The 23,309-nt window shown below is 73.2% G+C and carries 21 protein-coding genes; 9 read left to right on the forward strand and 12 right to left on the reverse strand.

Annotated features, from left to right (window positions below; genetic code table 11):
* Positions 1-4: 4 nt before the first annotated feature.
* Entirely contained in the window at positions 5-757 is a 753-nt protein-coding gene (locus PSH03_RS24280; RefSeq protein WP_238690515.1) for a hypothetical protein, read from the forward strand.
* Positions 754-2,025 carry an FAD-binding protein gene (locus tag PSH03_RS24285; RefSeq protein ID WP_238690516.1) on the forward strand — a complete coding sequence of 424 codons (1,272 nt, stop codon included), beginning with the start codon at positions 754-756 and terminating at the stop codon, positions 2,023-2,025. The genes PSH03_RS24280 and PSH03_RS24285 overlap by 4 nt, the downstream gene beginning before the upstream one ends.
* Positions 2,026-2,099: 74 nt before the next feature.
* On the opposite strand, the gene PSH03_RS24290 is transcribed toward PSH03_RS24285, so the two are convergent.
* On the reverse strand, positions 2,100-3,239 hold the full coding sequence (locus tag PSH03_RS24290; RefSeq protein WP_210783942.1) for a site-2 protease family protein: 1,140 nt from the start codon (positions 3,237-3,239) through the stop codon (positions 2,100-2,102).
* Positions 3,240-3,345: 106 nt separating this feature from the next.
* On the opposite strand from PSH03_RS24290, the gene PSH03_RS24295 reads away from it, so the two are divergent.
* The gene (locus PSH03_RS24295) at positions 3,346-3,627 is read left to right on the forward strand and encodes a hypothetical protein (RefSeq protein ID WP_210783943.1); all 282 of its coding nucleotides are present in this window, start codon (positions 3,346-3,348) and stop codon (positions 3,625-3,627) included.
* Positions 3,624-4,034 (forward strand): PIN domain-containing protein, encoded by a 411-nt coding sequence (locus PSH03_RS24300; protein WP_210783944.1) that lies wholly within the window; start codon positions 3,624-3,626, stop codon positions 4,032-4,034. The genes PSH03_RS24295 and PSH03_RS24300 overlap by 4 nt, the downstream gene beginning before the upstream one ends.
* A 256-nt stretch (positions 4,035-4,290) precedes the next feature.
* On the opposite strand, the gene PSH03_RS24305 is transcribed toward PSH03_RS24300, so the two are convergent.
* The 3 genes from PSH03_RS24305 to PSH03_RS24315 form a co-directional block, all read right to left on the reverse strand.
* On the reverse strand, positions 4,291-5,145 hold the full coding sequence (locus PSH03_RS24305) for an alpha/beta hydrolase (RefSeq protein WP_238690517.1): 855 nt from the start codon (positions 5,143-5,145) through the stop codon (positions 4,291-4,293).
* Between the two features lie 356 nt (positions 5,146-5,501).
* The gene (locus PSH03_RS24310; protein WP_238690518.1) at positions 5,502-6,413 is read right to left on the reverse strand and encodes a L,D-transpeptidase; all 912 of its coding nucleotides are present in this window, start codon (positions 6,411-6,413) and stop codon (positions 5,502-5,504) included.
* A gap of 75 nt (positions 6,414-6,488) precedes the next feature.
* Positions 6,489-7,934, reverse strand: a complete 1,446-nt coding sequence (locus PSH03_RS24315) for an alpha-amylase (RefSeq protein ID WP_210783947.1) — start codon at positions 7,932-7,934, stop codon at positions 6,489-6,491.
* A gap of 273 nt (positions 7,935-8,207) precedes the next feature.
* Between PSH03_RS24315 and PSH03_RS24320 the strand changes: the two genes are divergently transcribed.
* From PSH03_RS24320 to PSH03_RS24335, 4 genes are read left to right on the forward strand one after another with little or no spacing between them, the layout of a single operon-like run.
* A complete protein-coding gene (locus PSH03_RS24320) occupies positions 8,208-9,854 on the forward strand; it encodes a ferric reductase-like transmembrane domain-containing protein (protein WP_238690519.1) in 1,647 nt (548 codons plus the stop codon).
* Positions 9,854-11,317 (forward strand): NADH-quinone oxidoreductase subunit NuoF family protein, encoded by a 1,464-nt coding sequence (locus PSH03_RS24325; RefSeq protein WP_210783948.1) that lies wholly within the window; start codon positions 9,854-9,856, stop codon positions 11,315-11,317. Before PSH03_RS24320 ends, PSH03_RS24325 begins: the two co-directional genes overlap by 1 nt.
* A gap of 52 nt (positions 11,318-11,369) precedes the next feature.
* Entirely contained in the window at positions 11,370-12,002 is a 633-nt protein-coding gene (locus PSH03_RS24330; protein ID WP_210783949.1) for a TlpA family protein disulfide reductase, read from the forward strand.
* Positions 11,999-12,880 (forward strand): cytochrome c biogenesis CcdA family protein, encoded by an 882-nt coding sequence (locus PSH03_RS24335; RefSeq protein WP_238690520.1) that lies wholly within the window; start codon positions 11,999-12,001, stop codon positions 12,878-12,880. The genes PSH03_RS24330 and PSH03_RS24335 overlap by 4 nt, the downstream gene beginning before the upstream one ends.
* A 47-nt stretch (positions 12,881-12,927) precedes the next feature.
* Here PSH03_RS24335 and serS read toward each other — a convergent pair whose 3' ends face one another.
* The 5 genes from serS to PSH03_RS24360 form a co-directional block, all read right to left on the reverse strand.
* Positions 12,928-14,211, reverse strand: a complete 1,284-nt coding sequence (gene serS, locus PSH03_RS24340; protein ID WP_238690521.1) for a serine--tRNA ligase — start codon at positions 14,209-14,211, stop codon at positions 12,928-12,930.
* A 97-nt stretch (positions 14,212-14,308) separates the two neighbouring features.
* Positions 14,309-15,391 (reverse strand): DNA polymerase III subunit beta family protein, encoded by a 1,083-nt coding sequence (locus PSH03_RS24345; protein ID WP_238690522.1) that lies wholly within the window; start codon positions 15,389-15,391, stop codon positions 14,309-14,311.
* Positions 15,392-15,416: 25 nt separating this feature from the next.
* Positions 15,417-16,613, reverse strand: coding sequence for a saccharopine dehydrogenase family protein (locus tag PSH03_RS24350; protein ID WP_238690523.1), 1,197 nt, complete (start codon positions 16,611-16,613; stop codon positions 15,417-15,419).
* 51 nt (positions 16,614-16,664) lie between these two features.
* Positions 16,665-17,813 carry an alcohol dehydrogenase catalytic domain-containing protein gene (locus tag PSH03_RS24355; RefSeq protein ID WP_238690524.1) on the reverse strand — a complete coding sequence of 383 codons (1,149 nt, stop codon included), beginning with the start codon at positions 17,811-17,813 and terminating at the stop codon, positions 16,665-16,667.
* On the reverse strand, positions 17,810-18,250 hold the full coding sequence (locus PSH03_RS24360; RefSeq protein ID WP_255751068.1) for a hypothetical protein: 441 nt from the start codon (positions 18,248-18,250) through the stop codon (positions 17,810-17,812). The genes PSH03_RS24355 and PSH03_RS24360 overlap by 4 nt, the downstream gene beginning before the upstream one ends.
* A 76-nt stretch (positions 18,251-18,326) precedes the next feature.
* Here PSH03_RS24360 and PSH03_RS24365 point away from each other — a divergent pair, with 76 nt between their 5' ends.
* Entirely contained in the window at positions 18,327-21,242 is a 2,916-nt protein-coding gene (locus tag PSH03_RS24365; RefSeq protein WP_372494862.1) for a helix-turn-helix transcriptional regulator, read from the forward strand.
* Positions 21,243-21,247: 5 nt separating this feature from the next.
* On the opposite strand, the gene PSH03_RS24370 is transcribed toward PSH03_RS24365, so the two are convergent.
* The 3 genes from PSH03_RS24370 to PSH03_RS24380 form a co-directional block, all read right to left on the reverse strand.
* Positions 21,248-21,796: a DsbA family protein gene (locus tag PSH03_RS24370; RefSeq protein WP_091409221.1), complete on the reverse strand. Its 549-nt coding sequence runs from the start codon at positions 21,794-21,796 to the stop codon at positions 21,248-21,250.
* Complete coding sequence (locus tag PSH03_RS24375) at positions 21,793-22,290, reverse strand: redoxin domain-containing protein (RefSeq protein ID WP_210783399.1); 498 nt, start codon at positions 22,288-22,290, stop codon at positions 21,793-21,795. Before PSH03_RS24375 ends, PSH03_RS24370 begins: the two co-directional genes overlap by 4 nt.
* A gap of 96 nt (positions 22,291-22,386) precedes the next feature.
* A complete protein-coding gene (locus PSH03_RS24380) occupies positions 22,387-23,073 on the reverse strand; it encodes a BON domain-containing protein (protein WP_210783401.1) in 687 nt (228 codons plus the stop codon).
* Positions 23,074-23,309: the final 236 nt, after the last annotated feature.

Genomic DNA, 23,309 nt, shown 5'->3' on the forward strand with positions numbered 1-23,309 from the left:
GAGCGTGGAACTGCGCCGGAATCGGGGGGCCCGTGCGCTCGCCCTGGTCTGCGTACTCGGTGGAGTGCTCCTGTTGGTCTATCCCAGCGACGGCGCCCTGCTACGGACGATCATCGCGGTGGGCGCGATAGCGCTCGGAGCGGTGGCGCTGGTCAGCGCGATGCGGCCGTTCCGGTTCGGGATCCACGCGGACGGGCTCACCGTCCGGCGGCCCGGCCTGCGCCGGGATGTCCGGTGGGCGGAGGTCGACGCGCTGGTCCTCGACGAGCCGCCCCGGCGCGACGGCCATCCGGAGCCGCCGCGACTGCTGTTGGTGCCCGTGCCGGGAGTGACGATTGAGCCGGTGACCGCCCGCCACCCGCTCGACGGCCGACCCGCCGTCGAGTTGCTCGTTCTCGACCAGGTCCGCGAGCAGCCCGAGCAGGTCTCCGCCGCGCTCACCCAGTATGCCGGCGCCCGTTTCGTCGACCTGCTCGCGCTGCGTCGCGCCGCCTTCGAGACCCCGGAGCTCCCGGTCGGCCTGCGTGGCTACCAGATGGACCGGGTCGACCGGTTGATCCGACGCGGCCAGGACGCGCTGATGTCCGGAGACGCGTCGGCCCGGCAGGCGACCCGGGGAGAGATCGAACGCGCCACCACTGCCGGCCTGCCGATCGCCCAACGTGGTTACAGCACCTTCCAGACGGATACGGTTCTGGACGCCCTCGTCACCGCGTTGGCCGACCACCAGAGCACCGATCGGGAGACCGCCACATGACCGCGCAGGGATCGCACGCCGCGTCGACCACTGACGTTCCGCGCCGCAACTGGGCCGGCAACGTGCGGTACGCCGCGAAGGCGTTCCACCGCCCCACCTCCGTCGACGAACTGCGCCGGCTCGTCGCCGGCAGCAGCCGGATCCGGGCGGTGGGCAGCGGGCACTCCTTCAACCGTCTCGGCGACACCGATGGTGACCTGGTCAGCCTCGCCGGGCTGCCACCGGTCGTCGAGGTGGACCGCGAGCGGGGGCAGGTCACAGTGAGCGGCGCGCTGCGTTACGGCGACGTCGCCCGACAGCTACACACCCAGGGGTACGCGCTGGCGAACCTCGCCTCGCTGCCGCACATCTCGGTGGCCGGCGCGGTGGCCACCGCCACCCACGGCTCCGGCCAGACCCACGGCAACCTGGCCAGCGCCGTCGCCGGCCTGGAGCTGGTCACCGCCGACGGCGATCTGCTCCGGGTCGACCGCGACACCGACACGTTCGCCGGCATGGTGGTCGGGCTCGGCGCGCTCGGCCTGGTCACCCGCGTCACGGTGGACATCGTGCCGACCTTCGCGCTGCGCCAGTACGTACGCCTCGACCTGGACCGGACGGCGTTGGACGAGGCGCTCGGCTCGGCGTACAGCGTGAGTGTCTTCACCGACTTCCGTACGCCCCGGCTGCGCGAGGTGTGGCGCAAGCAGGTGGCCGACCAGCCGCCACCCTCGGCGGAGTGGCTGGGCACCACCGCGGCCGACGAGCCCCGGCACCCGGTGCTCGGGATGCCGGCGGAGAACTGCACCCCGCAGCTCGGCGAGCCGGGCCCGTGGCACGAGCGGCTGCCGCACTTCAAGCTCGGCTTCACCCCGAGCAGCGGCGACGAACTGCAGTCCGAGTACCACGTCGCCCGTACGGCGGCGGCTGACGCGCTCGCCGCGCTGGACGACCTGGCGGACCTGATCGCCCCGGTGCTGCTGGTGTCCGAGCTGCGGACGGTGGCGGCCGACGAGCTGTGGCTCAGCCCGAACTACCGGCGGGACAGCTTCGTGCTGCACTTCACCTGGGTCGACGACACCGCGGCGGTGCTGCCCGTGGTGGCCGCCGTGGAGGAGCGGCTGGCGCCCTTCGCGCCCCGCCCACACTGGGGCAAGGTCTTCGTCACCGACCCGGCCGAGCTGTCCGCCCGCTACCCGAGGTACGCCGACTTCGCCGCGCTCCTGACCAACCTGGACCCGAAGGGCACCTTCCGCACCGACGCCCTCGACCGCCACTTCCCCCGCTGACCGTCCCCCTGCTGTCTGCGTTGATCATGAAGTTATTGCCACCCGGCGCGGCGTGTCGGGGCAAAACTTCATGATCAACGGGAGGGGGTGGGGGTGCGGAGGGTGCTGCGTTGGACGGCGCGGCTGATGTCGCTGGGGGAGACTATGCCGGTCAGGTGGCCGTCTTCGGTGATCACCAGGGCGCGGCCGTCGGCGCACTCGGAGAGCCGGGGGAGCAGGTCGTTGAGCTGTTCACCGGGCTTGGCCAACACCAGTTGGTCGGCTCGACAGGCCACCTCGGCCAGCGTTGTCGACGCCCGCCGTTCCGGCGGCACGCCCCGCACCCGATCGACGGTGACCAGGCCGGTCGGCCGGCCGTCCTCGGTCAGCGGCAGTGCCGAATGCCGGTACGCGAACAGGTAGTGGTCGACGAAGTCAGCGACAGTCATCTGCGCCGAGGCGGTCTGCGGCTGTGGGGTCATCACATCGCCCACCCGAATCCCGCGCAGCGCGGTGCCGGTGCGGGCCTGCCGCTCCTCCATCCCGGCCGCGCCGATCAGGAACCAGCCGATCAGCGCCAACCAGAGCCCACCGAAACCGACCCCGGACAGGAACTGCCACAACCCCAGGCCGATCAGCAGCACACCCAGCACCCAGCCGGCCCGGGCGGCGACCACCGACGCTCGGGTCCGGTCACCGGTGGCCTTCCAGACCGCGGCACGCAGCAACCGGCCACCGTCCAGGGGCGCGGCCGGCAGCACGTTGAAGACGGCCAGCAGCACGTTGATCCCCGCCAGCCAGGCCACCGCCCCGAACAGCAGCCCGCCCTGCCCGGCCAGCGCGACCAGCGCCGCGATGGCACCGAAGAACGCCCCGATCAGCAGGCTGACAAGCGGGCCGACGCCCGCGATGCGCAACTCCGCACCCGGGTCACGCGGCTCGCCCCGCAACTCGGCCACGCCGCCGAACAGCCACAGCGTGATGCCGTCGACCTCCAGCCCGTTGCGTTTGGCCACCACCGCGTGCGACACCTCGTGGGCGAGCAGACCGACGAAGAACACCACCGCCGCAGCGAGCCCGGCGATCAGGTACGCCACTGGCGACCGGTCGGGGTACGAACGGGGGAACTGGTTCGCGGCCAACCCCCACGCGATCAACGCGAAGATGACCAGCACGCTCCAGTTGACGCCGACCGGCACTCCCGCGACCCGGCCAAGCCGGAAACTGGCCCTCATCCCACCGAGATACCCCAGGCGGGCCTGCCTATGCCAGACCCGGCTGAGCCGGACACGCGGCACTGTCATCCTCTCCGCCTGAGTATGCAGCGGGTAGGCTCAGAGTATGACTCGCCGCATCACCATCAGCCTGCCCGATGATGTCGCCGCGTACGTGGAGCGCACGCAGGGCAACACGTCCGGCTTCATCACCGGGATCCTGCGCCGAAAGATGCGCGCCGACAGCCTTCGTGCCCGTTGGGCGCAACTCGGCTACGTGGTGACCGACGAGGATATCGAGCGGACCCGTTCGCACCTCGCGGCACGAGCGCCGATCACCGACGAACAGCACGCCCGTAACGCCGAATGGCTGCGCCAGTTCGACCAGGACGGGTCGGCTGCCGCGTGAACGGTCTCGTCCTGGACACGTCCGCCCTGCTCGCCTATGCGTCCGGCACGAGCATCGAGCCGGGGGCGATCCTGACCCTCGCCGAGGAGGACCCGGCGCAGGAGGTGTGGATTCCGGCACTCTGCCTGGGGCAGGCCCAACTGGAGGTGGCTGGCACACCAGCGGCCCACCTGCTCGACCTGCTCCTCACTGAGGAGCGGGACATCAAGGTCGCGGTGTACGACGCGCCGACCAGCCGGCGGGTGGCCCGGATTGCAGCGCGGTTCGACGTGCCTCTGGACGTCGCCCACGCCGTGGCGACCGCTGTCCTGTACCGCTGCTACCTGGTTTCCCGTGATCCCAAGCGGGTCGCCCCGGCCGCGCCACCCGATCTGGAGATCCTCGACATCTCCCTGGGCTGGGGCTGAGCCAGCGTCTTGGACGGTGGTGAACTCGCTTCCGCGCAGTTCACCGCCGCCGACATCACGAGCTGGGTGCTGCCCCGCGTCGATCGTGATGGCTCGCTCACTCTGCGCGCCGAAGGTCGACCACAACTCCATGATCGCCGGACCCGGACTCCTCTGCTCATGATCTTGCACTTTCTGTCGCGACACAACGGGCGTTCCACCCATATTGACGACCGAAACTGCAAGATCCGCGCGATCTTCTCGCTCGTGAGACCGGTCAGCGGCGGGGGGTTTCGCTGGCGATGGTCGCCTCCCGGGGCAGGGCCGCCGCGCGCAATGCCCAGTCCAGCGCGTAGTCGGCGATCTGCTCCCAGCCGTCCTGGCCGACGGTGAAGTGTGATCGGCCGGCGAACTGCTCGTACGCGGTGAGGGCCCGGGACTTCTGGTAGAGCCCGGCGTTGGCGCGGACGACCGACGCCGGCACCACGTGGTCGACCTCGCCGGCCATCAGCAGCAGCGGCGCCCGGTCGGTACGCCCGACGTCGACCCGGGCCGGCGAGCGGGGGTCGAGGTTGGCGAACGCGCCCTCGAAGAAGACCCGCCCGGCACCGGGGACGGCGTAGCGCCGCCAGGCCCGGTCGGAGTCCTCGCGACTCATCGTGTTGCCGAAGGTGTAGGCGAAGTCGTCGGGGGTGAACGGGACGGCTTTGCCGCGGTTGGCGGGGCTGCGCAGGATCGGAAAGCCCGAGCGCAGCTGACTCAGCGGCACCTTGAGCACGCCCTTCACCGCAGCGGGGTGCACTCCCACCACTGCCGCCCCGAGACCCCGGTCGGCGAGGATCTGGGCGAACAGGCCACCGAACGAGTGCCCCATGATGATCGGCGGTCGGGGTAGCGCCCGGATGATCCGGTCGTAGTGCGCCACGATCGTGGCCATGCTCTGCTCGGCGATCGGGGCCGGATCGTCGCGCAGCTCCTCCACGGACCGGTCCATGCCGGGCCAGGCGGGGGCGACGACGTGCATGCCGCGCTCGGTGTACCGCCGGGACCACCCCTCCCAGCTACGAGGCGTCATCCAGAGCCCGTGGATCAGCACGACCGTGTCGACCTGACCCTGCGGCGTGGCACCCATCGCGTCCTCCCGGTGTCGCGGTTCGGCCCGGCGGTTACCCGCTGTGCCCGTCCGGAATCCGGCCGCCCTGACAAATGTCACGGTCGGGGCGTGACGACCGCTCCGGGCATCGGGGTACGCCCGGCCGGAGCATCAGTGGCATGATCAGTACGCATCCGGCTGTCGAGGTGGACGGCCTCACCAAGAGCTTCGGCGAGGTCACCGCTGTCGACGGTTGTGCCTACGAGCGCAGCCGGGCCGCCCTGCTCTCGCTGGAGGAGGACCTACAGTGGTCGCCGAGGTCGGCTGGGCCGACGCGATCCGGGTCGCCGAGCAGAACGGCTGGCTGCTCGGCGAGTGACAGTGCGCTCAGACGCTCAGGCGGTCGGCGGTGGGGCGGCCAGTTGGTCGACCACGACGACGCTGCTGCCGGGACGGACCTCGGCGAGCAGTTCCCGCTGACCGCTGCGGGTCAGCCGGATACATCCATTGGTGGTGTTCTCGCCCAGCTCGCCGTCGTGGTGCCAGGTGTGCACCCCGATGTGCGCGCCGCGCAGCCCGGACGGCACCGACTCCGGGTCGTCGGGCACCGAACCGAGGGCGTAGATGTCCACCCCGCCGTAGACCTCTTCCGGGGGTGGGGTGCGGCCCAGGATGAAGGTCCGCCCCAGTGGAGTCTCCTGGCCGGACTGGCCGAGGCTGACCTCCCAGGAGCGCACCGCCCTGCCGGCCCGGTACCAGGTGAGCCGGTGGACCTTGCGTTCCACCACGATCTGGTCGCGCAGCGGCACCGTCTCGAACCCGCCCGGCGGCAGCCAGGCCAGCCGTCGGTTGGCCGAGGGCAGCAGGACGGCCGTCCAGCCGGCGCGCCGCTGGGCGATCGGCATGGTCAGCTCGACACCGCGGATGCTCGGTTCGAGGAAGGCACGCGGCCGGCCGCCGGGCGCGTCGTAGGCGGCGATCCGCCGGGTCGGGTGCACGCCGTCGGTCAGCGGTGTGACGTCCATGGTGTTCGGGTCGGCGGGGAACCCTCCGGGTGCGGGGTCGTAGTCGACCACCGGCAGCCCGTCCGGGGCAGGCGCGGCCGGGGGGATCGACTCCTCCGGGCTCTGCTCCACACTGCTCGGTGTCGGGTCGGCCGCCACCACGTTGCGGTCGTCGGGGGCCGTCGAGCTGGGGGTGAGAGCCTGGCCGACCAGCAGCGCGGTCACCAGCAGCGCGGGTACGCCGATCGCGGCGGCCACCCAGACGCCGCGACGGCGGTACGGAGTCTTTCGGTCAAACGGCACGAAACTACTCTATGGTGGCGGATGCGTCGGGGCCCCCGGTTCGGCGAGACCCGCCGTCCGGAGGCCCCTGTCGAATCAGATCCGTGCGCCGATGTGGATGGCCACGGCGTCGTGCGCCGGCACGTTCGCCGCGAACCAGCCGCTACCGTCCACCGTGATCACCGGTCCGCTGCACGTGCCGCCCGCGTAGGTGCCGTGGATGACGTCGCAGTATCGACCGGCGGGCAGCCCTGTGTAGTAGGAGCGGCCGTTCACAGCGGCGTCCTCGTCGTTGACGGTGAGGAAGCCCTTGCCGCTGCGGCTGAACGCGATGTGGTTGTTGCCGTTGTCGTACCAGTTGGCCACGCCGGCGCCCTCGGTGGCGTTGCGGAAGCCGACCATGTTGGCGATCACCGGCCAGCGGTGTTCGCACTCCCAGCCGGAGTAGCAGGTGGTGTTGAGCGTCTTGTTGGCGCCGTCCGACGGTGGGCCGGCGTCCCGGTTGCTGAAGGTGTAGCTGGACATGACGGTCGGGGAGCCGTACGGCCAGGCCAGCATGAAGGCGTTCGCCAGCGCGTAGATGCCCCGGTCGCGATAGGTCAGCACCCCACCGGAATCGCGTTGGGTGTCGTGGTTGTCCACGAACACCGAGGCCGGGCCGGTCGGTAGGTGCCCCCAGCCCTCGCCGAAGTTGCGCAGGTACGCCAACCGCTCGGAGCGGAACACCCGGGCCAGGTCCTTGCCGTAGCGGAACTCGTGCACGTCACCGTTGCCGGTGTACTCGGTCGGCTGCACCGGCTCGCCGGCGCCGTGGATGACCTCCTGCACGATGTACGCGGAGCGGGACAGCTTGCCCCTGATGGCGGCGATGTCGGCGGCCGGCATGTGCTTGCTGGCGTCCATCCGGAAGCCGTCGACGCCGAGCGAGAGCAGGTCGTTGAGGTATGAGGCGATCTTCGTGCGGACGTAGTCCGACTCGGTCCTCAGGTCCGACAGGTTGACCAGCTCGCAGTTCTGCACCTCGTACCGGTCGTTGTAGTTGGCGATGTCGTCGCCGCCGTTGCGCCCACAGTGGTGGAAGTCCTGGGTCTGGTAGATGCCCGGATAGTCGTAGTGCGAGTAGGACGAGCCGGCCCAGCCGGTGCCGCCGTTGTCCTGACCGGACATGTGGTTGATCACCGCGTCGACGATCACCTTGACCCCGGCCGCGTGGCAGGTGTTCACCATCGACTGGAACTGGGCCCGGGTGCCCTTGCGGGACTCGATCCGATAGCTGACCGGCTGGTACGCCAGCCACCACTGGTTGCCCCGCACGTGCTCCTGCGGGGGTGAGACCTGCACGAAGCCGTAACCCTTCGGGCCGAGGGTGCTCTGGCACTCGCTGGCCACCGAGGGCCAGTTCCACTCGAAGAGCTGGACGATGACCTTCTTGCCGCCGGACGGGGCGGCGACGGCCGGGGGTGCCGTCACTGCGGTGGGGACGAGCAGGCTGGCGATCAGGCCGAGGGCGAGGAGTGCCGAGCCGCGTCGACGTCGGTGCATGGGGACTCCTGACGGGAGCGGGAGGTGGTGGTGCGGTGGGGGAGTGCCGACTTGCCGGAATCTTGCAAGCCTGGCTGAAAGTTGCTGAAAGGTTACAAGCGTGTTGCGGCGACTGTCAATGCATGGACGTTTGTCGCTGTCCGGATCGGTGGGTGGAAGCGGGTACAACGCACGGCCGCGCCCCTCGGTTCGATTTCGGCCCAGAAATTTCCGTCGACGAGTGATCCGCGCGCCCCGCCGGTCCGTACTGGATGGGGGAGCAGGGGTCGGCCGGTGGTACGCCGCCGCGAGACGATCGAGGAGCAGATGGCCCGGGCACAGCAGGACAAGAAGGCGGCGACGGTCCGGACCAGCGCCAGCAGTCGGGGGGTGCGGACCCCGTCGCGGTCGGCGAGCGCCCTGCTGATCGCGTCGGTGCTCGCCGCGCTCTGGGCGGCGATCATGCTGACCGGCGCCGGTCAGACGGCGTACGCGTACGGCTTCTTCTTCACCGAGTTCTTCGCCGGGGTGGTCTCCCTGGTGGCGTTGAGCCTCACCGTGATGCTCGGCCTGCTCGCCACCGACCGGCTGGTGCTGCGCATCTCGCACCGGGTGCTGATGCAGTCGGCGCACCGGGCCACCGGCGTGCTGGGCGTGGCCGGGCTCGGCTTCCACGTCCTCACCAAGATCGCCACCGGGCGGGCGGCGGCGACCGACGCGCTGGTGCCGTTCGTCGGCGGCCGAGGGCTCTACGTCGGGCTCGGCACTGTGGCCGCGCTGCTGATGGTCAGCGTGATCTGGACCGGCATCATCCGGGCCCGCTTCGCCGGCGTCGGTCCGAAGTGGCTGTGGCGCACGCTGCACTCCACCGCGTACCTGGCCTGGCCGTTCGCCGTCTTTCACGGCCTCAACGCCGGTCGGGCCGCAGCGCCCTGGGTGATGTTCAGCTACCTCGGCTGCATTTTGCTGGTGGTGCTGGCCCTGCTGGTCCGGTTCTCGGTCACCATCGGTCGGCGCAGCCGCGAGCAGCACCAGGCAGCGGTGCGCAACGCGGTGATGGCGGGCCGGGCGGAGGAGGCGAAGACCGCCAGATCGCTGCTGGCCGGGTTGGGTCGGCGCAGCAAGGCGGCGGACAAGCGTCCCGCCTGGGCGGACACCACCACCGCCACCTGGGCCGCCCCGGCCGCGCGACGTGACCCCGAACGGTTCACCGTCCCCGTGGTGCCCGAGCCCGGCTCCCTCGTCGAGCCGGCCCGGCCGAGCCGACGTCGCCGGGAGGAGGAGCCGGCCGCCCGCCGCGACACCGAACGGTCCTCGCGCAGCCGGCGGGCCGAGGAGACCACTACCAGCCGATCGGCCCGCCGCAGCGTGGAGGACACCGGCACGTTCCGACGCGACGAGGAGGAGCTGGAGCCGGTGACCCGGCGGCGCGGCTCCCGCACCCGGGACGAGGCCGTGCCGACCAGCCGGCGACGCGCTGAGGAACCGGCCCCCGAGCGGTCCCGTCGCCGGTCCCGTAGCGAGGACGACGGCAGCCGCTACTCGGCGCCGCCGCAGTCGACCTTCGACGAGGCCGAGGAGCCGTGGGACAGCCCACGCCGGTGGCAGGCCGACGAGCCCATCTCCGCCGGCCCGATCTCCGTCGAGCCCATCTCGGCCGGCCCGATCTCCAGCAGCCCGATCTCGTCGGCGCCGCGCAGCGGCAGCGGCCGGCACAGCGCCGAGGACGACCTGCCCGAGGAGCCGGACTACTGGCGGCCGCCGGCCCGGTACGTGCCGGACGAGGTGGCGCCGCCCGTCGACGACACCCCGACCCTTGTCGACCTGGCGTCCCGCCGTGCTCGACGGGCAGCCGGCGAGGGCAAGTCCAAGCGCCGCAAGGCCAGCCCCGACGCGGTGGACGGGGCGTACTGGGCCGGGCTGCGGGGTGAGGCGAAGTGATGCGGACCGCCGTGCCACCGGTCGCCTGTGTGGGCGAACCCCGGCTCACCGCCGGCTTCGCCGAGTACGGCCGGCTCGACCTGCTCGCGCACGAGGAGGTGCACGGACCGATCGGCCCGATGGAGCCGGCGCAGCTGCTCCAGCTCGCCGAGGGCATGCAGCTCAAAGGCAAGGGCGGAGCGGGTTTCCCGTTCGCCCGCAAACTGCGCGCGGTGCTGGAGTCCTGCGAGCGGCAGGACCTCGCCGCCGTGGTGGTCGTCAACGCCACCGAGGGGGAGCCGGCCAGCTGGAAGGACAAGGTGCTGCTGACCCGCGCCCCGCACCTGATCCTGGACGGCGCGGCGCTGGCCGCGTACGCGCTGGACGCCGACGAGATCGTGATCGGCGTGGCGGACGACGGGGTCGGCCGGGACTCGCTGATGGAGGCCCTCGACGAGCGCCGGATGCCGGTGCAGACCACGATCGTCACGGTGCCGCACCGGTTCATCTCCGGCGAGGGCGGCGCACTGGTCAACGGGATCAACGGGCTGCCGCACATCCCGCCGGGCACCAAGAAGCGCTCCAGCGACTCCGGGGTCAGCGGCCTGCCCACCCTGCTGTCCAACGCCGAGACGTACGCCCAGCTCGCCGTCGGCGCCCGACTGGGCCCGTACGAGTACGCGGCGCTCGGCACCGACGACGAGCCGGGCACCGTGCTGCTCACAGTGACCGGCGCGGCGGGCCGGCCGGCGGTGGTGGAGTGCACCGCCGGTATGCCGCTGCGCGACGTCCTCGACCTGTGCGAGGTGCCGGCCACCCAGGGCATCCTGATGGGCGGCTACCACGGCAAGTGGATCACCCCGGAGGCGGCGGAGACGGCCGAGGTCTCCCGCAAGGGCCTGGCCGCCGTCGGCGGCACCCTCGGCGCCGGCATCATCGTCCCGCTCGGTGTCGACACCTGCCCGCTCGGTGAGGCCGCCCAGGTGGTGCGCTACCTGGCCGGCGAGTCCGCCGGCCAGTGCGGGCCGTGCAAGATGGGCCTGCCGGACCTGGCCCGCGCCGTGGACCTGGCCGTCGCCGGCAGCCAACCGGCCGACGTGGTGCGCGCCGCCGCCGGCGAGGTGAAGGGCCGAGGCGCGTGCAGCCACCCGGACGGCACCGCCCGGTTCGCGCTCTCCGCGATCGAGGTCTTCGCCGAGGACCTGCGGCTGCACAGCACCGGCGACGGCTGTGGCCGACGGGTCAAGGGCGTGATGGGGCTGCCGGGCGCACCCGACGCGAACCCGCAGAAGCTCACACTGGACTGGTCGCGCTGCGACGGGCACGGCCTCTGCGCGCACGTCGTACCGGACTTCATCCGGCTCGACGCGAACGGATATCCCGCCTTCCCGGCCACCCCCGTGCCGACCTGGCTGCGCGAGGGTGCGCTGAAGGCGGTCAAGGTCTGCCCGGAGTTGGCTCTCCGACTCGCCAAGGCCGAATAGCGAAGCCTCAGGCCCAGCAGGGGTCCCTTCCGGACCCGGAACGGAGAAGCGGATGCCGATCAGCAGGGCGTGGACAGGGGCCGGGCAGCTTCGCCGTGCCGCCACCGCCGGGGCGCTCGTGGTGGCGCTGCTCGGCGTTGCCGCCTGTACCGGCACCGCGCCGGGTGGGCCCGCCGCGGCCGGATCGGCCCCGGCCTCGACCGGCGCGCCGCCCACGTCGACCAGCGTCCCGCCCACGCCGACCGGCGTCGCGACCGGCGTTCCACCTGCGGCGCAGGTCCCGGACGTGCTGCGCTTCACCGGGACCACCCTCGGTGGGGCCGCGTTCGACGCGGCACAGCTGGCCGGCAAACCGGTGGTGCTGTGGTTCTGGGCGCCGTGGTGCGCCACCTGCGCCAGCCAGGCCTGGACGGTGGCCGAGATCGAACCCCGGTACCGGGACACGGTGCCGATCGTGGGCGTCGCCGGGCTGGGCGAGCGGAAGGCCATGAAGGAGTTCGTCACCGAGTTCGACCTCGGCGCGACGCCGCAGATCGAGGACACCAAGGGTGCGCTCTGGAAGCGGTTCAAGGTGACCGAGCAGAGCATCTTCGTGATCATCGACCGGAACGGCACTGTCGTCCACCACGGTTTCCTCGACGGTGAGGCGCTCACCGCCAAGGTCGCCGCACTGGCCGGGGCGTGACCGCCACACTGCTGCTCGCGCTGACCGCCGGCATGCTCGGCGCGGTCAACCCGTGCGGCTTCGCGTTGCTGCCCGCGTACCTCTCGCTGTTGGTGGCGGGGAAGTCGGACACCCGCGGCGCGGTCGGCCGCGCGCTCACCGCGGCGGCCGGGCTGACAGTGGGGTACGTGCTGGTGTTCGGCGCGTTCGGCCTGGCGCTCGCGCCGCTGGCCGGCTGGCTGCGGCCCCGGCTGCCGTGGCTGACAGTGGCGCTCGGTGTGCTGCTGGTGGTGGCCGGCTGCTGGCTGCTCGCCGGTCGGCGGCTGCCCGCCCCCGGCTGGTCCGCCCGGGCACCCCGGCTGACCCGGTCCTGGCCGTCGATGGCGCTGTTCGGCGCGGCGTACGCGCTGGCGTCACTCGGCTGCGCCATCGCGCCGTTCCTGGCGATCGTGGTGACCAGCCTCCAGGCCGGCTCGACCGGTCAGGGGTTGGCGCTGTTCGGCGCGTACGCCCTCGGGATGGGTCTGGTGGTAGCGGTCGCCGCGCTCGGCGTGGCGCTGCTGCGCGACGGCCTGGTGGCCCGGCTGCGCGTCGCCGGTGCGCTGGTGCCCCGCCTCAGTGGCCTGGTGCTGCTGATCGCCGGCGGCTACGTCGCCTGGTACGGCCGCTACGAGCTACGCCTGGCCGCCGGCCACCGCGAAGCCCTCAACGACCCGCTAATCCAGGCGGCGTCCCACCTGCAACAAACCCTGTCCAAAACCCTGGACACCCTAGGCCCAACCCTGCTCGTAGCCGCCCTAGCGGCCCTCCTCCTAACCGCAGCCCTGGTGAAGCGCTCCCGCCCCCGCCCTGTTGATCATGAAGTTAATGCCATGACACGCCGAGGCGAGCGGCAATAACTTCATGATCAACGCCGGGAAGGGCGGGGGTGAGGGCTGGGCTGGGTTTAGCGGGGGGTTAGGCGGTCGGTGCCTAGGCGGTCTTGGAGGACCTTGGGGACCAGGACGCTGCCGTCGGCCTGCTGGTACTGCTCCAGGATGGCCGGGAAGAGCCGGCTGGTGGCCAGCGCCGACCCGTTGAGGGTGTGCACGAAGCGGGTCTGCTTGCCGCCCGGCTCGCGGTAACGGATGGCCGCCCGACGAGCCTGGTAGTCGCCGGCCCAGGAGACCGACGACACCTCCTTGTACTTGCCGGTGCTCGGCATCCACACCTCGATGTCGAGGGTCTTCTTCATCGAGGCGCTGGCGTCACCGGCCGAGAGCAACGTGCGCTGGTAGTGCAGACCCAGCCCCTCGACCAGGCTCTCGGCGTGGGCGAGCATCTCCTCCAGCGCCGCGTCGGCCTGCTCCGGCAGGGTGAACTGGAAGATCTCCACCTTGTTGAACTGGTGCCCCCGCACCGTGCCGCGCTCGTCCGAGTGCGAGCCGGCCGACTCCCGCCGGTAGCAGGGGGTGTACGCGAACGCCTTCAGCGGCAGCTTCGGGGCCTCCAGGATCTCGTCCTGGTACGCGCCGAGGATCGCCGTCTCCGACGTGGGCAGCAGGAACTGGCCACGCGGAGCGGACGCCGAGTCCAGGTGGTAGACGTCGTCGTAGAACTTGGGGAACTGCCCGGCGGCGAAACCGGCCGAATCCAGCAGCAGGTGCGGCGGGAGCAGGAACTCGTAGCCGGCCTTGATGTGCTGGTCGACGAAGTAGTTGAGCAGCGCCCACTCCAGCCGGGCGCCGACCCCGGTGTAGATCCAGAAACCGGACCCACCGAGCTTGACCCCGCGCTCGTAGTCGACAAGACCCAACGCGCGGCTCAGCTCCACGTGGTCGCGGACCTTCTCAATCACCGGCGGCTCACCGAAGGTCTTCACCACCCGATTGGCTTCCTTGCCGCCGGCCACGACGTCGTCGCTGGGCAGGTTGGGCAGCTCACTCATCGCGTCGCGCAGCCGGGCCTGCACCTCGTCGAGCTGGGACTCCAGCTCGGCGAGCTGCTTACGCTCCGCCTCCGGCGCGACGGCCTGCGGCTCCTCGCCGGCCCGCTTCGCCTGCGCGTACGCCCGGGCCTCGGCCTTGCGGCGCTGCCGCTCGGCGTCGATCTCCGTGATCAGGGCGCGGCGTTCCTGGTCGAGCCGCTGGATCTCGTCCAGGGCACGGGTGACCTCGGCGGGATCCAGACGCTTCGCCAGCGCGGTCGCCACCGCCTCGCGATCCTTCCGGATCAACTCCATGTCGAGCATGCTGCTCCGTACGCCTCCGTCCGGGGTTCACAGGTGAACCAGCAGATGCTACCGTCGCGGGCTTTTCCTCCCGGGACGGGGAGTGCTGGCCGCCGGCTCAGAGCCGGATCGGCATGAGTACCGAGTAGGTGTCCGCGTCGTCCGGTCGGCGTACCGCCAGCGGGGCGATCGGCCCGTCCAGCTCCAGCACCAGTTGCGGCGCGCCGGCCGCGTTCAGCGCGTCCAGCAGGTAACCACCGTCCACCCCGACCCGCAGCGCGTCGGTGCCCAGGTCGGCGGCGGGAAGCAGCCGCAGGCCGCCCCGGTCGTCGACGCCGAGCACCGTGACCTCCCGGGTCGTGCCGTCGTGGTCGAGGGCGACGGTGGGGGCCGCGGGGTCGGCCAGCGCGGCGCGCAGCGCGGCCACGTCCACCGGGATCCGGCGCGCGGTCGGCCGCTCACCGACGGACCTGCGCAGCAGCCGGTGGTAGTCCGGGAAGTCGTACGGCAGGGCGGCGCCGGTCAGCGTGCGGTCGGCCACTCGCACCCGCAGGTCCGCGCCCGCCACTGTCAGCCGTACCGGCCAGGTGTCGGTGGTGTCGAGCAGTGGCCGGAGCTGGTCGACGAGGGCCACCGGCACGAACACCCGCACCGGCGGCCCGTCGACGTCGGCCCCGGCCCGAGCCAGCGCGAGCCGGTACCGGTCGGTGGCGACGAGCCGGACGCCGTCGGACTCCACGTCGAACAGCACCCCGGCGAGCATCGGCAGCTCCCTGTCGACGCCGACGGCGAAGCGCACCGCGTCGAGCGCGGCGGCCAGGGCGGCGGGCGCGACCAGGAGGGTGGTGGCGGTCGGCGGGGCCGGGTCGACCAGCGCCCGGAGCCGGTCGGCCTCGCGGCGCGCGTCGCTGAGCCCGTCGGCCAGCCGGCGCAGGTGCGCGTCGAGCAGTTGGTGCACCGCGGCCGGCTCGGCGCGCACCGCGGCGGCGATCTCCGGCACCGGCATGCCGATCCGGCGCAGCCCGGCCACCAGCCGGGCCGGGGCGATCTGCTCCCCGGCATACCAGCGGTAGCCGGTCACCGGGTCGACCACTGTCGGCTCCAGCACCCCCGCCGAGTCGTAGAAGCGCAGTGCGCTGACGGTCAGGCCGCTGGCCCGGGCCAGCTCGCCGATGCTGTGCAGGTCGCTCACGCTGGGCATCCTGCCCCCTCGACCCGGTTGAGGGTCAAGCCGCGGGCTCCAGAGTCTCCTGCTTGAGCACCCGGAAGGTGAGCCCGGCCCGGACGAGCCGGTCGAGCAGCGCGTCACCCATCGCGGCGACCGGGGTGAGCTGGCCGGCGGTCGACGGCAGCTCGTCGAGCGCCAGGCACAGCGCCGACTCGGCGAGCATCTTCGCCGTCTCGTCGTAGCCGGGGTCACCGCCGGCGACCTCGGTGACCACCCGCTGCCCGCCGCCGGTGCCGACGAACCGGACCCGGAACCAGGACGACGCTCGCTGCTCCGCTGTGGGCCCCTGCCCGGACGCGAGCCGGCCGAGCAGCCAGCGTCGGCTGGGCGGCAGCTTCACCAGCCCGATCAGCGCGCCGAGCCCGGCCGCGCCGGCCAGCACTGTGGGCAGCCGCTTCACGGCGGCGAAGTGCCGGTAGCGGAAGTCCGGGCCGTACTCCGGGCGGGCCGCGGCCGAGCGGCGAACCACCTGCGGGTCGAGGGTCGGCAGCGGCACCGTCCAGATGCCCAGCTCCGCCGAGCGGGCCAGCCGGCCGGGCACCGCCCGGACCCGCCGGTCGGTGGGGCGCGGCTCGACCGCCCGACGGGCCCGGGCGGCCTGGCTGGCCTGCCCAGCACGGGAGAACGCGGTGAGCGCCGAGTGGTAGGTGCCGGCGGAGAACCGGCCGCCGGCGCGCACGTACCCGTCCACTGTGATCGGGACGTCGGCGGGCAGCTGCTTGACTGTGAACCAGACGCCCAGGTCGTGCGGGACGGAGTCGAAGCCGCAGGCGTGCACCAGCCGCGCGCCGGTGCCTGTCGCCTCGGCGTGGTGACGCACGTACATGAGGTCGACGAACTCCGGCTCGCCGGCGATGTCCAGGTAGTCGGTGCCGGCCCGGGCGCAGGCCGCGACCAGCGGCTCCCCGTGGTGGATGTACGGGCCGACAGTGCTGGCCACCACCCGGGCGCTTCCCGCCACCGCCCGCAGGGAGTCGGCGTCGGTCACGTCGGCGGTGAGCAGCGGCAGCTCGGCCAGGCTCGGGTCGACAGCGGCCAGCCGATCCCGTACGGCGGCGAGGCGCTGCGGGTTGCGCCCGGCCAGCGCCCAGCGCAGCTCGGCCGGCGCGTGCCGGGCCAGGTATTCGGCGGTCAGGCCGCCGGTGAACCCGGTCGCCCCGAACAACACCACGTCGTACGTTCGGTCCTCTGCCATCCCCGGAGTCTGCCATCCACCGCCGACGATGACGTGATCACGAGTGGGAGGTCAGGGCGTGAACACGGCGCGTACGCAGCCGTCGGCCCGGTCCCGGAACAGCGCGTACCCCTCCGGGCCCTGCGCCAACGGCAGCCGGTGGGTGGCCAGGTGTTCGGTCCGCAGCTCGTCGCGGGCCATCCGGTCCAGCAGCATCGGCACGTCCCGCAGATCCGGCCGACCGGCGCCGCGCAGCGTGAGTCGCCGCTCGGTCAGCGCACCCAGCGGGAACGCGTCGACGAACCCGCCCGTCCCGCCGAGCACCACCACCACGCCGCTCTTGCGACACGCGTGCACGGCCTCCCGCAGCGCGTCGGGTCGGTCGGCGTGCTGGCCCCCGAACCGGTCGGCCCTCGACCGGGCCGGCGGCGTGCCGACCGCCACCACGCACACGTCCGGCCCACGCCCACCGCTACGGTCGCGCAGCTCGGCCGCGACGTCGGTGCGGCGGTAGTCGAGCGGCTCGGCGTCGGAGTGCCGCTCGGCCATCCGCAACCGCTCCTCGTACCGGTCCACGACCAGCACCCGGGCGGCGCCGCGCAGCACCGCCGACCGGGCGGTCAACTGACCCACCGCCCCGGCGCCCCAGATCGCCACCACGTCGCCGGGGCGCACCGCACCCAACTCGGTGGCGAGCCACCCGGTCGGCGCCACGTCCGCGGCGAACACCGCCCGGTCGTCGTCGACGGCGTCCGGCACCCGGAAGGCGCTCACGTCGGCGTACGGCACCCGCACGTACTCGGCGTGGCCGCCCGCGAATCCGCCCGCCGCCCGGGGCCTGCCGAAACAGCCGGCGTCGGAGCGGGCCCAGTCGGGGTCGGCGCTGGGCAGGTCGGCGCTGGCGTTGTCACAGCAGGAGTGCAGGCCCTGGCGGCAGTACCAGCAGCCGCCGCAGGCCACGCTCGCGCCGACGACCACCCGATCGCCGGCGCGGTGTCGGCGGACCCCGGGGCCGACCTCCACCACCTCGCCCAGGAACTCCGCGCCGAGCACGTCGCCGGGCCGCAGCAGCGGGTGCGGGCCGGCCAGCAGCGGCAGGTCACCCCCGCCGGTGGCGCTGCGCCGAACCCGGACGATGACGTCCCGCTCGTTGCGCAGCTCCGGGTCGGCGACCTCTCGTACGGCCAGTTCGCCTGCGCCCATCCAACACAGCGCTCTCACCCGTGGACCTCGGGGCGGTCCAGCGCGGAGCGGTCCGCGCGGAGCACCTCACCGGCCTCCACCCGTTGCTTGATCTGGCGCAGGGTCCGGCGGACCAGCAGGCCCGGGTCGTCGCCGACCAGATGCGCGGCCAGCCCGGTGGGCGGGGTGACGCCGGCCAGCGGTCGGGCGGCCAGCTCGGTGCCCCGTTCACCGGGCGCCGGGCGCACCCGCACCTCGACCGCCCCGTCCAGGCGGCGCAGCGGCTCCGGCCAGCGGCCCTCCGGCAGCACCTGCTCCGGCGGCCGGTCGACGGTCACCACCTCCCACCGGGCCGGCGCCGCAGCGTCGCCGTCCGCGCCGGGCCGGGCACCCCAACGGGGTACGCGCAGCAGCCGCGCCGCCCCGGCCAGCGCCGCGCCGCCCAGGGCGGGTCCCGCCCGCGCCAGCCGTCCCATCGGTACCACCCGTCCTCCCGGTTCACGTCCCCCGATCGTCTGTCGCACCCGGGTGAAGCGCGCTCGCCCGGAAGGGGTGAACCGGCCCGTGCCGGGTAACCGCTCGCCGACCGGGGGCGGAGCGCGTGGTGGGGGGTGGGGCTGGGTGCCGGAACAGGATCACGTACGGGTCGAGCCGGCACCGGGGCCACCGCTGTTGGCGTCCCGGCTGACGCCGGCCGTGCCGCCGGAGCCGGTGGTCGCCCGGCCCCGGCTGCTGCGCCGGTTGGACGAGGGCAGCACGGGACCGGTCACCCTGGTGGCCGCCCCCGCCGGCTGGGGCAAGACCACGCTGCTCGCCTCCTGGACGCGGCTGGGCGGTGCGCCACCCGACGTGGAGCCGGGGGCGATCGTGCCGGACTCCGGCGACCTGTCGGTCTCCTCGGCTGACGAGCCGGTCTCGGCGTGGATGTCGGTGGAGGCCGGCGACGACTCCGACCGGCTCTGGGCGTACCTCGCCGCGGCGCTGCGCTCGGCGACCGGTGCGACGGAGGGCGGCCCGGTGCCCGACCGGCCGCCGCGCCCCGACCAGCTGGAGGCGCTGGCCGCCACGCTCGCCGCCGCCGACCGGCCGGTGCTGCTGATCCTGGACGACCTGCACCGGGTCGCCGACCCGGCGGCGTTGACCGGCCTGGAGTTCCTGCTACGGCATGCCCGGGGGCGGCTCCGTCTGGTGATCGGCGCGCGGGCCGGACTGCACCTGCCACTGCACCGGCTCCGCCTCGCCGGGGAGCTGACCGAGATCGGCCCGGACGAGCTGGCGTTCACCGACGACGAGGTGGCCGACCTGCTCACCGCCCACGCCGCCGCGCTGCCGGCGACCGCCGCGCACCGGCTGCGGGAGCGCACCGGCGGCTGGCCGGCCGCGCTGCGCATCGCCGCCCTGGCGGTACGCGGACAGCCCGACCCGGAACGCTGGGTGGGGCAGTTCGGCGGAGACCAGCCGGAGATCGCCGGCTACCTGCGCGAGGAGGTGCTGGCGACGCTCGACCCGGCCGAGGAGGATCTGCTGCGGCGCACCGCCGTCGTCGACAGCGTCTGCGCCGATCTGGCAGGGGCGTTGACCGGCCGCGCCGACGCCGGGCAGGTGCTGGCCGACCTGGCCGGGACCGGTGGTCTGCTGCACCGGGAGGACACCCGGCCGCCCTGGTACCGGTACGAAGTGCTGCTCGCCGACCTGCTCCGCGCCGACCTCGCCCGGTTGCCCGCCGAGGAGCTACGCGAGCTGCACGTCCGGGCCGCAGACTGGTACGCGGGTGACGGCCGGCCTGCCGACGCCCTGCGGCACGCCCTGGCCGCCGGCCGCTGGGACCTGGCCGGTGACCTGTTCGTCGCGCACTGGCCGGAGCTGACCCGCTACGACAGGGACCCGGTGCACGCCCCGGCCCCCACGCCGCCGCCGGCGGAGGTGGTCCGCGCCGACCCGGAGGTGGCGTTGGCCTGCGCCGCCGAGCGCGCTCACGCCGGTGACCTGCCAGCGGCCACCGGTCACCTGCGGGCCGCCGCCGGGCACGCCGCGGGCCTGCCGGTGCCGCGCCGGGACCGGTTCCTGCGGCTGGTCACCGCGCTGGAGCTGACAGTGGCCCGGCTCGCCGACGACCGCACCGAGGTCCGGGCCGCCGCCGCTCGCCTGCTGCGCACCCGCCCGGCGGAGGCCACGCCGACCCGGCTGCCGACGGGGCTGACCGGTTCCGCCCCGACGGCCGGTGGTGGCGCCGCCGCCGACGACCTGGACCTGCGGGCGTTCACGGGTGCCGCGCTGGGGCTGGTCGAGTTGGCCGACGGGGCGCTGCCCACCGCCCGGTTCGTCCGGGCCCGGGCGGCCGCTCGGGAAGCCGGCCGGCCGCGTACCGAACTGGTCGCCGCGAGCCGCGCCGCGCTGCTGCTCGCGGTGCGCGGCGAGCTGCGGGCAGCCGAGCAGGCGGCCAGGGACGCGCTCGGCATGCCGCCCTGTCGGGGCTGGTCCTGTCGGCTCGACTGCGGCCACGCGTACCTGGCTCTCGCCGTGGTGGCGCTGCTGCGCGACCAGCCCGAGGAGGCCACCGCGAATCTCGCCCTCGCCCTCCCTGCACTCGACGTGACCGGCGGCTGGGCCGGCGACCCCGAGGTGGGCGGCGACTGGCCGGCCGCCGCCTCCGACGAACCGGTGGCGGCGGCGGTGGCCGCGCTGTGCCGGGCGCAGCTACGCCGCGACTCCGGCGACCCGGCGACCGGCCAGCGGCTGCTCGTCCGGGCCCGGGAGGCGCTGGCCGACCGGCCGTCCGCCGACGAGCTGACCGGTCTGCTGCGGGCCGCCGAGGCCGAACTGCGGGCCGCGCGGGGTGACCTGGACTCCGCCCGCGACCTGCTGGGCGACGCCGCGAACGAGGGGGCCGACCCGGTGCTCGCTGTGACGTTGGCGAAGGTGCACCTGCGGGCCGGCGACGCCGCCACCGCCGAGCGGACCCTGCCGGACTGGCAGGCGCCGGCCGCCACGGCCTGGCCGCTACCGGTACGTCTGGACGCCGGTCTGCTCGACGCGGTGCTGGCCCAGCGCGCCGGGGACGGGCGTCGGGCGGGTCGGATCCTGGAGCAGACGCTGGACCTGGCCGGCCCACAGGGCTGCCGGAGGGTCTTCACCCGCGCCGACCCACCCGTGCGGGACCTGCTGGCCGCGCACCTGGACGCGGGCACCGCGCACTTCACGCTGGTCAGTGACCTGGTGCGGGGCGCGGGACAGGGCGCGGCCGGGCCGGCCGCCGGGCCGAGGGGCGCGCTCGACGAGCCGCTCACCGAGCGGGAGCTGACCATCCTGCGCTACCTGCAGAGCATCCTGTCCAACGTGGAGATCGCCAGCGAGTTGTCCCTCTCGGTCAACACCGTGAAGACCCACGTCCGCAACATCTACCGCAAACTCGACGCGACCCGCCGGCGCGAGGCGGTCCGGCGGGCGCGCGAGTTGCGGCTGATCTGAGCGGGTCAGGCGTTGGCGGCGGCGTCCGCGGCCGTGAGCAGGTCGGGCAGGTCGTACCCGCCGTCGTGCCGGATGCCGTTGACGAACAGGGTCGGGGTGCCGTTCACCCCGCTGCGGATGCCCCCCACGAAATCCCGGCGCACCCGGTCCGCGTGCGCACGGTTCTCCACCTCGGCGTTCAACTCGTCCGGCGGCAACCCGACCTGCTCGACGCCGAGCGAGAGGTGCACCGGGTCGAGCTGGTCCTGGTGCTCGTAGAGCCAGTCGTGCATCTCCCAGAACCGGCCCCGCACCCCGGCGGCCTCGGCCGTCTCGGCGGCCCGTTCGGCGTACGGGTGCACGTTGGCGATCGGGAAGTACCGGTAGACCAGCCGTACGGTGTCGGCCCGCTGCCGCAGCAACTCGTGCAGGTTCGGGTACGCGGCACCGCAGAACTGGCACTGGAAGTCGCCGTACTCGACGATGGTCACCGCCGCGTCGGCCGGCCCCCGGATGTGGTCGTCGGTGGTCACCGGGTCTCGAAGTCGGGCGGTGACCTGCAGTGGCGTACTCATCCGGCCATCACCTTCCGATCGGCGGCGAGTTGGTCCAGCGCGTCGAAGATGCCGTCCGCGCCGGGGTTGACGTCGGGCGGCGACAGGTAGCTCCAGGTCACCTTCCCCGCCGGATCCAGCACCACGAGCGCGCGGGCCGCCTCACCGTTGGGCATGTACGCGCCGTAGCTGCGGGCCACCTCGCCCTTGGGCTCGAAGTCGGCCAGCAGGGGGAACTCGATGCCCCGGCTCTCCGCGAACGCCCGGTGTGACCAGATGCTGTCCACCGACAGGCCGAGCACCACCGCGCGGTACTGGGCGAAGACGGGAGCCGCCGACTGGTAGAGCGACATCTGGTCACCGCAGACCGGGCTCCAGTCGGCGGGGTAGAAGGCGAGCACGACCGGCCGGCCACGGAATTGCTCGGGCCCCAGCAGAGCCCCGTCCGGGGTGGCCGGCAGGGTGAAACCGGGCGCGGTGCGTCCCGGTTGGATCAGCCCGTTCGGATCACTCATGCCACCAGCCTGCTCCCGGGGTGGGTGAGAAGGACTCACCCACCCCGGGTGGTTCCGCGCCCGTTCAGCGCCCGCTGAGCGGGCGCCCGCGCCCGCTCAGCGCAGCACCGGGGCGACAGCGATGTGGTTCTGCACCTCCCGGATTCCCGGCGCGGACCAGGCCACCTGCTCGACCTCGGCCCGTTCGGGCATCGAGTGCACCAACCCGGCGAGTATCGCTGTGTCGCCGTGCACCCGGACGCTGATCCGTTCGGCCTCTGTCGCTCCGGCCCGGGCGAGGGCGTCGACGATCCGGTCGGCCAGGTCGCGGGCGTCCGGCGCGGTGGCCGGTCGGACGGTGATGCCGTTGCTCACCCCGCGTACGCCGGTCAGCCGGGCCACCGCGCGTTCGGCGGCTCGCCGTTGGTACTCCCACTCGACGTCGCCGTGCAGGGTCACCCAGCCGGCCGAGACGGTGACCTGGAGCTTCTCGATGGGCACGAACGCGTCCCACTCCAGCCCGTGGCTGGCCGCGGCGGCCAGGTCGGTGTCGGCGCGCTCGGTGTCGTCGGTGAGCTGTACGGCCACGTCGTTGGCGACCGCCCGGACCGAGGCGACCCGGTGGGCGGCCCGTTCGGCGGCCCACTTCTTGGCGTAGCTGTCCACGCGGCCGGTCAGGGTGACGACGCCCTCGGCGACGGTCACGCCGATCTCGTGCGGCTGCACCCGCGGTTCCCAGGTCAGCTCGTCGAGCACGGCGGACTGGATGTCCTGGTCGGTGCGGTTGATCTCCGCGATGGCCATCTGTCCCTCCTCCGCTGTTCCGATGGCGGACCGGGTGGTGGCCGCGGCCTGAGGTCCGCCGTGCTGCGATCCTGCCGCCGCCCCGGGTGAGCCGCCCTCGCCCGGACCGGGTGACGGCGCGGCCCGACCTGGGCGGCTGAGGTGGGAAAGGCTGACCAACATCGATGATGGGAGCGCTTCCAAAGCGAGCCGATTTCGGTTACGGTAATCGCGTTCCTCGATCGCGGGAGCCGTCG

This window comes from Micromonospora salmantinae (assembly GCF_022230905.1).
Lineage (GTDB): Bacteria > Actinomycetota > Actinomycetes > Mycobacteriales > Micromonosporaceae > Micromonospora > Micromonospora salmantinae.

Bases quoted from the DNA above. Each gene is read 5' to 3' on its own strand.
- PSH03_RS24360 (WP_255751068.1), bottom strand. From the start codon at position 18,250: ATGGGACGGCTGGCGCGGGCGGGACCCGCCCTGGGCGGCGCGGCGCTG.
- PSH03_RS24380 (WP_210783401.1), bottom strand. From the start codon at position 23,073: ATGGCCATCGCGGAGATCAACCGCACCGACCAGGACATCCAGTCCGCC.
- PSH03_RS24350 (WP_238690523.1), bottom strand. From the start codon at position 16,613: ATGGCAGAGGACCGAACGTACGACGTGGTGTTGTTCGGGGCGACCGGG.
- PSH03_RS24290 (WP_210783942.1), bottom strand. From the start codon at position 3,239: ATGAGGGCCAGTTTCCGGCTTGGCCGGGTCGCGGGAGTGCCGGTCGGC.
- PSH03_RS24330 (WP_210783949.1), top strand. From the start codon at position 11,370: ATGCCGATCAGCAGGGCGTGGACAGGGGCCGGGCAGCTTCGCCGTGCC.
- PSH03_RS24375 (WP_210783399.1), bottom strand. From the start codon at position 22,290: ATGAGTGATCCGAACGGGCTGATCCAACCGGGACGCACCGCGCCCGGT.
- serS (WP_238690521.1), bottom strand. From the start codon at position 14,211: ATGCTCGACATGGAGTTGATCCGGAAGGATCGCGAGGCGGTGGCGACC.
- PSH03_RS24295 (WP_210783943.1), top strand. From the start codon at position 3,346: ATGACTCGCCGCATCACCATCAGCCTGCCCGATGATGTCGCCGCGTAC.
- PSH03_RS24315 (WP_210783947.1), bottom strand. From the start codon at position 7,934: ATGCACCGACGTCGACGCGGCTCGGCACTCCTCGCCCTCGGCCTGATC.
- PSH03_RS24325 (WP_210783948.1), top strand. From the start codon at position 9,854: ATGCGGACCGCCGTGCCACCGGTCGCCTGTGTGGGCGAACCCCGGCTC.
- PSH03_RS24285 (WP_238690516.1), top strand. From the start codon at position 754: ATGACCGCGCAGGGATCGCACGCCGCGTCGACCACTGACGTTCCGCGC.
- PSH03_RS24305 (WP_238690517.1), bottom strand. From the start codon at position 5,145: ATGGGTGCCACGCCGCAGGGTCAGGTCGACACGGTCGTGCTGATCCAC.
- PSH03_RS24370 (WP_091409221.1), bottom strand. From the start codon at position 21,796: ATGAGTACGCCACTGCAGGTCACCGCCCGACTTCGAGACCCGGTGACC.
- PSH03_RS24345 (WP_238690522.1), bottom strand. From the start codon at position 15,391: ATGCCCAGCGTGAGCGACCTGCACAGCATCGGCGAGCTGGCCCGGGCC.